The sequence below is a fragment of the Streptomyces sp. NPDC058289 genome (genome assembly GCF_042880975.1).
GTDB lineage: Bacteria > Actinomycetota > Actinomycetes > Streptomycetales > Streptomycetaceae > Streptomyces > Streptomyces stoeckheimensis.
The window spans coordinates 26,023-39,220 of sequence record NZ_JBHVYI010000032.1; the positions used below are offsets into that span (position 1 = coordinate 26,023).

12 protein-coding genes are annotated in these 13,198 nt (G+C 70.6%); 2 read left to right on the forward strand and 10 right to left on the reverse strand.

The features are described from left to right. The first annotated feature begins 43 nt into the window (after positions 1-43). Together ACFVX6_RS18430 and ACFVX6_RS18435 are read left to right on the forward strand one after the other, a co-directional pair. Complete coding sequence (locus tag ACFVX6_RS18430; RefSeq protein WP_389692657.1) at positions 44-658, forward strand: DUF402 domain-containing protein; 615 nt, start codon at positions 44-46, stop codon at positions 656-658. Positions 659-739: 81 nt separating this feature from the next. Then, entirely contained in the window at positions 740-1,741 is a 1,002-nt protein-coding gene (locus tag ACFVX6_RS18435) for a sigma-70 family RNA polymerase sigma factor (RefSeq protein WP_389692659.1), read from the forward strand. Here the strand turns inward: ACFVX6_RS18435 and ACFVX6_RS18440 are convergent. The 10 genes from ACFVX6_RS18440 to ACFVX6_RS18485 all read right to left on the reverse strand — a co-directional run bounded on the left by ACFVX6_RS18440 (position 1,637) and on the right by ACFVX6_RS18485 (position 13,091). Beyond that, the gene (locus ACFVX6_RS18440) at positions 1,637-1,972 is read right to left on the reverse strand and encodes an STAS domain-containing protein (protein ID WP_389692660.1); all 336 of its coding nucleotides are present in this window, start codon (positions 1,970-1,972) and stop codon (positions 1,637-1,639) included. The two genes, ACFVX6_RS18435 and ACFVX6_RS18440, sit on opposite strands and share 105 nt — an antisense overlap. Positions 1,973-2,174: 202 nt before the next feature. Further along, a complete protein-coding gene (locus tag ACFVX6_RS18445) occupies positions 2,175-3,452 on the reverse strand; it encodes a thymidine phosphorylase (protein WP_389692662.1) in 1,278 nt (425 codons plus the stop codon). A gap of 101 nt (positions 3,453-3,553) precedes the next feature. After that, on the reverse strand, positions 3,554-3,946 hold the full coding sequence (locus ACFVX6_RS18450) for a cytidine deaminase (RefSeq protein WP_243333749.1): 393 nt from the start codon (positions 3,944-3,946) through the stop codon (positions 3,554-3,556). Then, complete coding sequence (locus ACFVX6_RS18455; protein ID WP_389692665.1) at positions 3,943-5,208, reverse strand: ABC transporter permease; 1,266 nt, start codon at positions 5,206-5,208, stop codon at positions 3,943-3,945. The genes ACFVX6_RS18450 and ACFVX6_RS18455 overlap by 4 nt, the downstream gene beginning before the upstream one ends. Next, positions 5,205-6,320 (reverse strand): ABC transporter permease, encoded by a 1,116-nt coding sequence (locus tag ACFVX6_RS18460; RefSeq protein WP_389692667.1) that lies wholly within the window; start codon positions 6,318-6,320, stop codon positions 5,205-5,207. The genes ACFVX6_RS18455 and ACFVX6_RS18460 overlap by 4 nt, the downstream gene beginning before the upstream one ends. Next, positions 6,317-7,990: an ABC transporter ATP-binding protein gene (locus tag ACFVX6_RS18465; protein ID WP_389692744.1), complete on the reverse strand. Its 1,674-nt coding sequence runs from the start codon at positions 7,988-7,990 to the stop codon at positions 6,317-6,319. Before ACFVX6_RS18465 ends, ACFVX6_RS18460 begins: the two co-directional genes overlap by 4 nt. 263 nt (positions 7,991-8,253) lie before the next feature. Next, positions 8,254-9,312: a BMP family protein gene (locus tag ACFVX6_RS18470; RefSeq protein ID WP_274549181.1), complete on the reverse strand. Its 1,059-nt coding sequence runs from the start codon at positions 9,310-9,312 to the stop codon at positions 8,254-8,256. Between the two features lie 218 nt (positions 9,313-9,530). Continuing rightward, entirely contained in the window at positions 9,531-10,799 is a 1,269-nt protein-coding gene (locus ACFVX6_RS18475; protein ID WP_389692746.1) for an amidohydrolase, read from the reverse strand. A 149-nt stretch (positions 10,800-10,948) separates the two neighbouring features. Then, positions 10,949-12,118, reverse strand: a complete 1,170-nt coding sequence (locus ACFVX6_RS18480) for a hypothetical protein (protein ID WP_389692669.1) — start codon at positions 12,116-12,118, stop codon at positions 10,949-10,951. A gap of 64 nt (positions 12,119-12,182) precedes the next feature. After that, entirely contained in the window at positions 12,183-13,091 is a 909-nt protein-coding gene (locus ACFVX6_RS18485; protein ID WP_389692748.1) for an N-acetylneuraminate synthase family protein, read from the reverse strand. Positions 13,092-13,198 lie beyond the last annotated feature (107 nt).

Below are 13,198 nucleotides of genomic sequence, written 5' to 3' on the forward strand. Positions count from 1 at the left end.
CGCACAAGGGGCCCGCAATCGACGGATGGCATGATCGCCGATCATGTCCATAGTCAACATTCACCTCATACTCGGCAGCACGGTCAGCATGATCATCCCGGCCCGTGTGGTGGAGTCGGGCGACGACGGCCTGCTGCTGTGGGTGGCCCCGGGCACCCCGCTCTGGCGCGCGACCATCCCGCCCGGCACCCACCTGCGGGACCTGCCGCCGGAGGGCTCGTACCCGCTGCGGGCCGACCGGTGGCGGCACGGGGGCGCACTGATCCTGCAGCCGGCCGGGGCGGGGCACGCGGTGTGGTGGAGCTTCACGCGGGAGCAGGAGTTCCGCAGCTGGTACGTGAACCTCGAATCCCGCGTCCACTCCCCGGACGGCGCGGACGTCCACGTGACCGACCAGGAACTCGACATCACGGTGACCCCGGACCGCGCGTGGGAGTGGAAGGACGAGGAGTCCTTCGCCGCGAAGACGGGCCACCCGGTGTACTGGACCCCGGCCGAGGCCGCCGCCATCCGCGCGGAGGGCGTCCGCGTCACCCACCTCATCGACGCGGCCACCTACCCCTTCGACGGCACCTGGTGCGACTTCCGCCCGCCACCGTCGTGGCCCCTCCCGGACCGCCCACCGCTCCCACGCGCCGAACACGGCCCCGTCGGCTGACCGGCCGCGTGCCGGGCTGCGGTTGTCAGAGGGGTCCGGTAGTTTCCGAAGTATCGGGAACTAGCAGGGGGATCAAGGGACATGACGGATACGGCCGCCCACGGGACCGAGCTCGACGCCGCGCTCGACCGGTATCGCGTCGAGCTCACCGGGTACTGCTACCGCATGCTCGGCTCGCCCTTCGATGCCGAGGACGCGGTGCAGGACACGTACATCCGTGCCTGGCGGAGCTTCGAGAAGTTCGAGGGGCGGTCCTCCCTGCGGTCGTGGCTGTACCGGATCGCCACCAACGTCTGTCTGGACCTGCTGAACGCGGGGAACAAGCGGGCCCGGCCGATGGACCTGAGCGCTCCGCAGCACCAGGCGTCCGCCGTGCTGGGCGAGCGGCCCGAGGTGACCTGGCTGGAGCCGGTGCCCGACGGGCGGGTGCTGCCGCAGACCGCCGACCCGGCGGAGATGGCGCTGGCGAAGGAGTCCGTACGGCTCGCGTTCGTCGCCGCGCTCCAGCACCTGCCCGCCAAGCAGCGGGCCGTGCTGATCCTGCGCGAGGTGCTGGCCTGGAAGGCCGACGAGGTCGCCACCCTGCTGGACACCACCGTCGCGTCGGTGAACAGCGCGCTGCAGCGGGCCCGCGCGACGCTCGCCGCGACTCGGATCCGGGAGAGCGAGTCCGCGGACCCGCTGGACACCGACCAGGTCAAGCTGCTGGAGCAGTACCTCGCCGCCTTCGAGGCCTACGACATCTCCCGGCTGACCGCCCTGCTCCACGAGGACGCCGTGCTGTCGATGCCGCCGTTCGACCTGTGGCTCCAGGGCCACGAGGACATCGCGGCCTGGCACCTGAACCAGGGCATCGGCTGCAAGGGCTCGCGGATGATCCCGACCACGGCGAACGGCATGCCCGCCTTCGGCCAGTACCGGCCGCGGGAGGACGGACAGCCGGGCTGGACTCCGTGGGCGCTCCAGGTGCTGGAGGTGTCAGACGGGAAGATCGCCGGGCTGAACGCCTTCCTGGACACCGCCCGGTGGTTCCCGCTCTTCGGGCTCCCCGAGCAGCTCGACGAGTCCTACGAGGTGCAGTAGGGCGCGTAAGGCCGGTCCGGCCCCGGTGACCCGCAAGGGCCGGCCGCCGGCCGTGAGCCTCAGCCGGGCCAGCGCCTCCACGTCGGCGAGCCGGGGCGCGGTCACCGCGGTGGCGTCGCACACCACCGCGGTCGCCCCGTCGTCGTAGAGCCGAGCCAGCCGGGCGCAGAGCCGCGCGGTGTCGTGGGCGGTCGGGGCGGGTCCGGGCAGTACGAGTCGTCGAGTGGTCACGTGTGGGTGACTCCCCCACCTGCCGGAACTCATCGGCGGGCTCCGAGAACGGCCCGATGACCGCCTCCTGCCCGCCTCCTGCCCGCCTCCTGGGCAGCTCGCCTACGACGAAGACCCACGGGTTCGTCCACCGCCGGCCGGGGAACGGCGAAGCCCTCCCCCTCGTGTAGACGGGAGAGGGCTCGGCGCCAGGTGCGCGGGACTACGCGATGCGGTCCAGCACGATCGGGGTCGCCGAGAAGGCCGTGCCCGCCGCGGCGATGTCGAAGGAGCCGTCCAGCGCCGCCAGGGCGTAGTCGAACTTCTCCGGGGTGTCGGTGTGCAGGGTCATCAGCGGCTGGCCCGCCGTGACCGTGTCGCCCGGCTTCGCGTGCAGCTCGATGCCCGCGCCCGCCTGGACCGGGTCCTCCTTGCGCGCGCGGCCGGCGCCCAGGCGCCAGGCGCCCACGCCCACCCCGTACGCGTCCAGGCGCGTCAGCACGCCCGAGGACGGGGCCGTGACCACGTGCTGATCCCGCGCGACGGGCAGCGCCGCGTCCGGGTCGCCGCCCTGCGCCGCGATCATCCGGCGCCACACGTCCATCGCGGAGCCGTCGGCCAGGGCCTTCGCCGGGTCGGCGTCCTTGATGCCCGCGGCGTCCAGCATCTCCCGGGCCAGGGCGAGCGTCAGCTCGACCACGTCCGAGGGGCCGCCGCCCGCCAGGACCTCGACCGACTCGCGGATCTCCAGGGCGTTGCCTGCGGTGAGGCCGAGCGGGGTGGACATGTCGGTGAGCAGGGCGACGGTCTTGACGCCCGAGTCGGTGCCCAGGCCCACCATGGTGCGGGCCAGCTCGCGCGCGTCCTCGATGTTCTTCATGAAGGCGCCGCTGCCGACCTTCACGTCCAGGACGAGGGAGCCGGTGCCTTCCGCGATCTTCTTCGACATGATCGAGGAAGCGATCAGCGGGATGGCCTCGACGGTGCCGGTCACGTCGCGCAGCGCGTAGAGCTTCTTGTCGGCCGGGGCCAGGCCGTCGCCGGCCGCGCAGATGACGGCGCCGGTGGTGTCCAGGACGTGCAGCATCTCCTCGTTGGAGAGCAGGGCGCGCCAGCCCGGGATGGATTCCAGCTTGTCCAGGGTGCCGCCGGTGTGGCCGAGGCCGCGGCCCGAGAGCTGCGGTACGGCGGCGCCGCAGGCGGCGACGAGCGGGGCCAGCGGCAGGGTGATCTTGTCGCCGACGCCGCCGGTGGAGTGCTTGTCCGCGGTCGGGCGGGAGAGGGAGTCGAAGTTCATCCGCTCGCCGCTGGCGATCATCGCGGCGGTCCAGCGGGCGATCTCGGTGCGGTTCATGCCGTTGAGCAGGATGGCCATCGCCAGCGCCGACATCTGCTCGTCGGCGACCACGCCGCGCGTGTACGCGTCGATGACCCAGTCGATCTGCTCGGGGCTCAGTTCACCGCGGTCGCGCTTGGTGCGGATGACGGAGATGACGTCCATGGAAGTGCTTCCTTCTACGCGCATAGAGAGAGGAGAGGGGTACCACAGGGGAAAAGGACGGCGGCCCCCCGCCCGGCAGGGGCGGAGGGCCGTCGGCACGGCTATCTCAGATGGTCCGGCCCGAAGGCCTGCGGCAGCATCGCGGAGAGCGGCAGGACGCCTTCCGGCGTCTCCACCTGGAGCTCGGCGCCGCCGAACTCGAAGAGGAGCTGGCGGCAGCGGCCGCAGGGGACGAGGATCTCGCCCTTGCCGTCCACGCACGTGAAGTGCGTGAGGCGGCCGCCGCCCGTGGCCTGGAGGGAGGAGACCAGCCCGCATTCGGCGCACAGGCCGAGCCCGTAGCTGGCGTTCTCGACGTTGCAGCCGACGACGGTGCGGCCGTCGTCGACCAGCGCCGCGACGCCGACCGGGAAGCCCGAGTACGGGGCGTACGCCCGGGACATGGCCTCCCGGGCGGCCTCGCGCAGGGCCTCCCAGTCGGGAGCGGCCGTCACTTGCCCTGGCCCTTGCGGTACGGCATGCCGTCCGCCTTCGGCATCCGCAGGCGCTGCGCGGACAGCGCGAGCACCAGCAGCGTGGTCAGGTACGGGGCGGCGTCCACGAACTGGCTGGGCACCTGGTCCGTGAGCGCGTACCAGAGGAACAGCAGCACGGCGAAGACCGCCGAGACGCCGGCCGGGACGTAGCGCTTCTTGTAGAGCTGCCAGGCGACGACCAGGACGAGCAGGATCGCGATGAGCAGCAGCATCGCGTGGACGTTCTCGGCGCCGCCGCGCAGCTTGAGGCTGTCGGTGAAGCCGAACAGGCCGGCGCCCAGCGCCATGCCGCCCGGCATCCAGTTGCCGAAGATCATCGCGGCGAGGCCGATGTAGCCGCGGCCGCCGGTCTGGCCCTCCTGGTAGATCGGGCTGGCCACGATCGACAAGAACGCGCCGCCCAGGCCCGCGAGGGCGCCCGAGACGATCACGGCGATGTACTTGTACTTGTAGACGTTGACGCCGAGGGATTCGGCGGCGACGGGGTTCTCGCCGCAGGAGCGCAGCCGCAGGCCGAAGGTGGTGCGCCACAGCACCCACCAGGTGCCGGGGATCAGCAGCAGCGCGACGACGGTCAGCAGCGACAGGCCGGTGACCAGGCCGCCGACGACGCCCGCGATGTCGGAGATGAAGAACCAGTGCTTGCCCTGGAGGGTCGCCATCCAGTCCGACAACCCGGGCACGGTGATCTCGTAGATCGGCTCGACGCGCGGGGACTGCTTGGAGGAGCCGCCGGGCGCCTCGGCGAACGTGAAGTTCGACAGGTACTGGGTGAAGCCCAGCGCCAGGATGTTGATGGCCACACCGGAGACGATGTGGTTCACGTTGAAGGTGACCGTGATGATCGCGTGCAGCAGGCCGCCGATGGCGCCGCCGATCAGGCCGGCGATGACGCCGGTCCAGGGGCCCCACTGGTAGCCGGCCCAGGCACCGAACCAGGTGCCGAGGATCATCATGCCTTCGAGGCCGATGTTGACGACGCCCGCGCGCTCGGCCCACAGGCCGCCGAGGCCGGCGAGGCCGATCGGCACGGCGAGGGAGAGCGCTCCGGAGACCTGGCCGATGGAGGTCAGGTCGTCCGCGCCGCTGATCACGCGGACCAGCGAGACGAGCGCGAGGCCGCCCGCGATGATCAGCATGATCCACGGGAGGGTGAGCTTGGTGCGTCCGCCCTGCTTCTTGGGCGCGGCGCTGGTCGCGGAAACGGTGCTGGTGCTCACGCCGAGACCTCCTTCTCGGTCGTGATGGCGTGGCCTGCGGCCAGCTCCTCGCCGACCTTCTGCTGCTGGCGTCGGATCCCGTAACGGCGGACGAGCTCGTAGGAGACGACGACCGCGATCACGATCAGGCCCTTCATGATCGTGCCGATCTCCTTCGCGTACCCGGCCGTGTCGAGCGAGGCCGAGGCCTTGTCGATGAAGGCCATCAGGAACGCGGCGAAGAAGATGCCGACCGGGTGGTTGCGGCCGAGCAGCGCGATGGTGATGCCGGTGAAGCCGACACCGACCGGGAAGGACAGGCTGTACGTGTGGCTCTCGCCCAGCAGCACCGGCATGCCGGCGAGACCGGCGACGGCGCCGGAGATGAGCATCGAGGTGATGATCATCTTCTTGGCGTCCACACCGGAGGCCTGCGCGGCGGACTCGCTGGCGCCGGTGGCGCGCAGGTCGAAGCCGAAGCGGGTGCGGCCCAGCACGAACCAGTAGACGATGCCCAGCGCGAAGGCGAGGAAGGTGAAGCCGTAGATCTCCAGGCCGTCACCGAGGGAGATCGCCGGGAACCAGCCCGACTTCGCGATCTCGCCGGTGGTCAGGTCGTTCGAGCCCTGGGGCTGGACGCCGAGGTTCTTCGGCAGGATCAGCCAGGCGATCAGGCTGGTGGCGATCGCGTTCAGCATGATCGTGGAGACGACCTCGCTGACTCCGCGCTTGGCCTTCAGGACGCCCGCGATACCGGCCCAGAAGGCACCGACCAGCATGGCGACGATCACGATCAGCAGGATGTGCAGCGGGCCGGGCAGCGAGACCGCGGCGCCGACGACCGCCGACAGCATCGCCGCGAGCCGGTACTGGCCGTCGACGCCGATGTTGAAGAGGTTCATCCGGAAGCCGATGGCCACGGCCAGGGCCGCCAGGTAGTACGTACCGGCCTGGTTGACGATGAGGACCTGGACGTCCTCGTAGCCCGCGTTCTCCACCATGAGCCGCAGCGGTTCGATCGGGTCCACACCCGTCGCCGCCAGGACGACCATGGTCAGCAGGAAGGCGGTGACCAGCGCGAGCGCGGGCCCGGCGAAGCCGAGGAGCAGCCGGTCCTTGTCGAGTTTCTTCATCGGGCCTCGTCCTCCGGGGAGTCGGTACGGGCATCCGTGCCGGCGTCGGAGCGGTTGTCGGTGGCTTCGGTGGCTTCCGCGACCTCGGTGGCCTCGACAGGCGCTTCGAGGTGCCCGGAGGCGGCGCCCGTCATGGCGGTGCCGAGTTCTTCGGGGGTCACGGTCGCGGGGTCGGCGTCCGCGACCAGGCGGCCGCGGTAGATGACGCGCAGGGTGTCGGACAGGCCGATGAGCTCGTCCAGGTCGGCGGAGATCAGCAGGACCGCCAGGCCTTCGCGGCGGGCCTCGCGGATCGCGTCCCAGATCTGCGCCTGCGCGCCGACGTCCACACCGCGGGTGGGGTGGGCGGCGATGAGGAACTTGGGGTTGTGGCTCATCTCGCGGCCGACGATCAGCTTCTGCTGGTTGCCGCCGGAGAGCGAGGCCGCCGTGACCTCGATGCCGGGCGTGCGGACGTCGTACTCGCGCACGATCCGCTCGGTGTCCTTGCGGGCGGCCTTCGGGTCGATGATGCCGCGCTTGGAGTTGGGGGCTTCGGTGACGTGGCCGAGGATGCGGTTCTCCCAGAGGGAGGACTCCAGCAGCAGACCGTGCCGGTGCCGGTCCTCGGGGATGTAGCCGATGCCGCCCTCGCGGCGCTTGCGCACCGGGGACTTGGTGATGTCCTTGCCGTCGAGGGTGATGACGCCCGCGTCGGGGGTCATCATGCCCATGAGGGCCTCGATCAGCTCGGTCTGGCCGTTGCCCTCGACGCCCGCGATGCCGAGGATCTCGCCCTTGTGGATCGTGAAGCTGATCCCGTCGAGCAGCAGGCGTCCGGCGACCGCGCTCTCGCGCAGGTTGGCGTCCGGCAGGCCCGGCGTGCGCGCGGTGTCCTCCGTGACGACGGGCACGCCGCCCTCGGCGACGGTCAGCCGCTCGACCTGGAGCATCGGGGTGGTGGTCACCGTGGACTCGCGGGTCTCCGGGGAGGGCAGCTCGGAGCCGACCATCAGCTCGGCGAGCTGCTTGGTCGTGGTGGTCCGCGGGTCGGCGGTGCCGACCGTGGTGCCGCGCCGGATGACGGTGATGTCGTCGGCGACCTTCAGGACCTCGCCCAGCTTGTGCGAGATGAAGATGACGGTCAGGCCCTCGGACTTGAGCTCGCGCAGGTTGTCGAAGAGCGCGTCGACCTCCTGCGGCACGAGCACGGCGGTCGGCTCGTCGAGGATGAGGATCTTCGCGCCGCGGTAGAGGACCTTGAGGATCTCCACGCGCTGACGGTCGGCGACACCGAGGTCCTCGACCAGGGCGTCGGGGCGCACGCCGAGGCCGTACGCGTCCGAGATCTCCTTGATCTTCTTACGGGCCTTCGCGCCGATGCCGTAGAGCTTCTCGCCGCCGAGGACCACGTTCTCCAGGACGGTGAGGTTGTCGGCGAGCATGAAGTGCTGGTGCACCATGCCGATGCCGCGGGCGATGGCGTCGCCGGGGCTGCTGAAGGAGACCTGCTCCCCGTCGATGGCGATGGTGCCCTCGTCCGGCTTCTGCATGCCGTAGAGGATCTTCATCAGCGTCGACTTGCCGGCGCCGTTCTCGCCGACGAGGGCGTGGACCGTGCCCTTGCGGACGGTGATCGCGATGTCCTTGTTGGCGACGACGCCGGGGAAGCGCTTGGTGATGCCGTGCAGTTCTACGGCGGGGGGCGGGCTGGACGCGTTGATGACGCACTCTCCTTGGCGCGGAAGGAGCTGAAGACAGGGAGGGGACAGGGCGGGGGGAGAAACTATCGCGTCCACGATGCTTCTACGCGCGTAGCACTGTCGAAAGTGAAAACTTGCGGCCAACCGGCCACAAGATCACATGAAACCACGTGACACGGGCCGGGGCCCGGGAGCGATGAGACCGCTTCCCGGACCCCGGGTATCACGTGTGCAGCTGGTCGGACCAGGCCTTACGGCGCGGTCTTGACCTCGATCTTCTTGGCGATGATGTCGGCCTTCGCCTTGTCGACCGCGGCGACGAGGTCGGTCATCTCCTTGTACTTCGGGTTGGAGTCGGCCAGGCCGACGCCGTCCTTGTCCAGGCCGTAGCGGACCTCACCGGACTCCGGCTTGCCGTCCTGGACCGACTTGATCAGGTTGTAGACCGAGTCGGAGACGTCCTTGGTGACCGAGGTCAGGATGAAGTCCTTGTACTTCGCCAGACCGGCCTGGTTGTACTGGTCCGAGTCGACGCCGATGGACCACTTGCCCTTGGCGGAGGCGGCCTCGATGGCACCGGAGCCGGCCAGACCGGCGGCCGAGTAGATCACGTCGGCGCCCTTGTCGAGCTGGCCCTCGGCCGCGGCCTTGCCCAGGTCGGGCTTGGCGAAGCCGTCGAAGTTCGGCGGCTGCGTCAGGTACTGGACGAGCACCTTGGCGTTCGGGTTGGTGTCCTTGACGCCCTGCGCGAAGCCGGCCTCGAACTTCTTGATCAGCGGAACCTCGACACCGCCGATGAAGCCGACCGTGCCGGTCTTGGACGCCTTGGCGGCGGCGACGCCGGCCAGGTAGGAGCCCTGCTCCTCGTTGAAGACGAGGTTGGCGATGTTCTTCGCCTGCACCGAGGTGTCGTCGATGATGCCGAACGTGGTGTCCGGGAACTTCTCGGCGACCTTCTTGATGGCCGGCGCGTAGGCGAAGCCGACGCCGATGACCGGGTTGTTGCCCTTGCGGGCCAGCTCGGTGAGGCGCTGGACCTTGTCGGCCTCGCCCTCGCCGTCGGTGGGCTCCGCCTGGGCGCCCTTGATCTTGAGGTCCGTCTCGGCCTTGTGCAGACCCTCGTAGGCGGCGTCGTTGAACGACTGGTCGCCGCGGCCACCGATGTCGTACGCGATGGCGGCGGACTTCTCCGCGGAGGAGGAGGCGGACGAAGACGAGTCCGAGGACTTCTTACCACCGCAGGCGGTGGCCGAGAGGGCCAGCGCGGCGGACGCGAGGCCCACGGTGGCGATCCTGGTGATCCGGCGCAAGGGGAGGCTCCTTCAAAACCTGACCGAAGCGCCACGACCGGCGCTGGTTTCGCCGAGATCGTAACGCGCGTAGATGTCAGTTAAAGGCCCGTTCATGAGTCGTTATCGGATCGTCGTGAACCAGACAGTGACCGATCAGTAACTGCCGACGCATCCAACCCATGTGTACCAAGGGCTGGACGCGTCCGCCGGTTCAACCGCCGATGTTGTAAGAACTTCTACCCGGCCGAGCCTGCGAGCCTGGCGCGTCGCCCTTCCAGGGACGCGCCGTCGAGCAGGACCGCGGCCGTGAAGAACTCCACGCCGACCCCGATCGCGGCCTCGTCGACGTCGAAATCACCCCGGTGCAGATCCCGCTTCGCCGTGTCCCCCGGCGTACGGACGCCCAGGCGCGCCATGGCTCCGGGGACGTGCTCCAGGTACCAGGAGAAGTCCTCTCCGCCCAGGCTCTGCTCGGTGTCCTCGACCGAGTCGACCCCGCGCCGGGCGCTCATCGCCTCGCGCAGCAGTTCGGTGACCACCGGATCGTTGACGACCGGAGGCACCCCGCGCACGTAGGTGATCTCCGACTTGGCCCGGTGCATCGAGGCGATCTCGTCGATGATCGCGTGGATCTGGTCGGGGGCCTCGTGCCAGGAAGCCAGGTCCAGGCACCGAACGGTTCCGGACAGTTCCGCGTGCATCGGGATGACGTTGCAGGCGTGCCCGGCCTCGATCCGGCCCCAGGTGACCGACATGCCCGAGCGGGCGTCCATCCGCTTGGTCAGCAGGGCCGGCAGGTCGAGGGCGAGCCGGGCGGCCGCCGTGACCAGGTCGGTGGTCAGGTGCGGACGGGCGGTGTGCCCGCCGGGGCCGTCGAGGGTGACCTCCAGCCGGTCGCAGGCCGAGGTGATGGGCCCGGCGCGCAGGCCGATGCGGCCGGCGTCGACCCGGGGGTCGCAGTGCAGGGCGATGATCTTGCCCACGCCGTCCAGCACCCCGGAGTCGATGGCCTCGGTGGCGCCGCCGGGCAGCACCTCCTCGGCGGGCTGGAAGAGCAGCCGCACCGGCCGGGGCAGCTCGCCGCGGCGGTCGAGCTCGGCGAGGACGAGGCCGGCGCCGAGCACCACGGTGGTGTGCACGTCGTGGCCGCAGGCGTGGGCGCGGTCCGGGACGGTGGAGCGGTACGAGACGTGCGTCTTGGCATCCGGGATGGGCAGGGCGTCGATGTCCGCGCGCAGGGCCAGCATGGGACGTACGCCGTCCCAGGTGCCGACGTCACAGATGAGCCCGGTGCCCGACTTCAGCACCCGCGGGCGCAGGCCCGCCTTCTCCAGCCGGGCCTTGATCGCCGCCGTGGTGCGGAACTCCTGGTGTCCTAGCTCGGGATGCATGTGCAAGTCCCGACGGAAGGCGATCAGTTCGGCACGCAGGTGGTCCGGAAGCTTGCCGGGCAGCTCGGGCCGGTCGGGCGCGGCGGGCTGGGCGGTCTGGGACTCGCGGGACATCAACTGGTTCACCCGTTCAAGGGTAGGCCCACCCATGGGTCAACTGGCTGGAGATCACCAAAAGTTCATGCCGTTAGGGGAAAGAAACCCGGCCTCTGGACGCATGACCGGATGCAGGCGCGGGTAAACTCGCGCGCTCGCTCATGCACTCATCCGGCCGCCGGAGCCGTCTGAGCAGGAAGTCTGTGCACATCACGGGCGGTGTCGGTGACTCCGGCGAGGAAACCACGGGCCCGCTCCGACGCCGACGGGGTGAGCCAGCTCGGATCGACATCGCATACGGCCACGGTCACGCCGGTGCCGATCAGTGCGTAGGGCAGGGTGTGGACGACCGTGGAAGGAAAGCTGACGATCGTCCGGCCGACCGGGCCCCGCCGGGCGATCAGCTCCAGCGGCAGGTCCGGACGTACGATCTCCAGCCCCGTCGCCTCGCTCAGGGCCCGCAGCTTCTCCGGGGATTCCCGGCGGTGGGCGAAGTAGCGGGTCGCGCCGTGTTCCAGGGTCAGGGCGCGCACCGCCTCCAGATAGCGGTCCGGGTCGACCACGCCGGTCTCCACCAGCGAGGTCCCGACCAGGTCGGTGCCCTTGGTCAGCCGGGGCGGGCCGAACCGGGCCCGGGTCCACGCGAAGTCGTTGAGCCGGACGGTCATCCCGCTGTGCGCGGTGACCGGCATCGCGCTGAACACCTCGACGCGGCGGCGGCCGTCCGGGCCCGGGGTGAACCGCCGCCGGGCCGTCGCCGAGACCGGCGCGTACGCCAGCTCGCGCAGCCGGCCCGGGAGGCCGCCGCCACCGACCCGGTGCCAGCGCACGAGGCGCTCGCCGCGGGCCGTCTGGGCGACGAACTCCATGGTCGCGGTGCCGTCGTCGACCACGACGAGCTCCTCGGCCCGGACGAGCGTGAGCAGGAGCTGCACGTAGCGGGAGAACGGATCCCCTATCACCACCCGTTCGGCCGCCCGCACCTCCCGCGCGAGCGCGGCGAAGGCCTTGAGCGGGGCGAACCGCCCGCCGCGGGCCTCCTGCCAGCGCACCTCGTGCCCCTCGTCCCGGGCCAGACCCGCCATCCGGCGGAGCTGTCCCCGGGACATGGGGTCGGTGGGCGGGAGCACCACGATCCGCAGGCCCGGCGCGGCAGCCGGCAGGGCCGCCCCGGCCGGACCGGGATCGGTCCCGCCGCCGCGGGCCGGCTGGCGCGGGACGACTCCGAGGCGCCGGCCCGCACCTTGGGCGTGCGCCCATTCCAGGACGTTGAGGAGCTGGACCGGGCTCTCCACGAAAGCCAGGGTGCGGTCGGTGTCGGGGGCTGAGGGGGTCACCACGTACTCCTCGTCGGAGAGCGAAAGGGAACGGCGCACGGTCCGCGCGGGCCCGCGGCGCGGATCACACCGCGGCGAGCTCCCCCTGGACGCGGCGGAGCTTCTTCATCGGGCCGAGCTCGGAGGCGTAGACCCGCTTGACGCCGTCGCCCAGCGCGGTCTCGATGGTGCGGATGTCGCGGACCAGGCGGGTGAGGCCGCCCGGCTCGACGGAGGCGGCCTGGTCGGAGCCCCACATGGCGCGGTCGAGGGTGATGTGGCGTTCCACGAAGGCGGCGCCGAGGGCCACGGCGGCCAGGGTGGTCTGCAGGCCCGTCTCGTGGCCGGAGTAGCCGATCGGGACGTTCGGGTACTCCTCCCGCAGGGTGTTGATGACCCGCAGGTTGAGCTCCTCGGCCTTGGCCGGGTACGTCGAAGTGGCGTGGCAGAGAAGGATGTTGTCGCTGCCGAGCACCTCCACCGCGTGCCGGATCTGCTTCGGGGTGGACATGCCGGTGGAGAGGACGACGGTGCGGCCGGTGGCGCGCAGCGCGCGCAGCAGCTCGTCGTCGGTCAGCGAGGCGGAGGCGACCTTGTGGGCGGGGACGTCGAACTTCTCCAGGAAGGCGACGGCCTCGGTGTCCCACGGGGAGGCGAACCAGTCGATGCCGCGCTTGGCGCAGTGCTCGTCGATGGCGCGGTACTCGCTCTCGCCGAACTCCACGCGGTGGCGGTAGTCGATGTAGGTCATCCGGCCCCAGGGGGTGTCGCGCTCGATGTCCCACTGGTCGCGGGGGGTGCAGATCTCGGGGGTGCGCTTCTGGAACTTCACGGCGTCGCAGCCGGCTTCGGCGGCGGCGTCGATGAGGGCGAGGGCGTTGCCGAGGTCGCCGTTGTGGTTGATGCCGATCTCGCCCACGACGTAGACGGGGTGGCCCGGTCCGGCGGTGCGGGAGCCGAAGGTACGGAGGCGGGGGGCGGGGGTGACCGTCATGGCAGGGCTGTCCTTCGGAGCGTGGGGTGTACGAGGAGGTGCGAGCACAGGGGTGTGGGCCGGGGTGTGGACTGAGGTGGTGACCGCTGCGGTGACCGAAGTGGTGA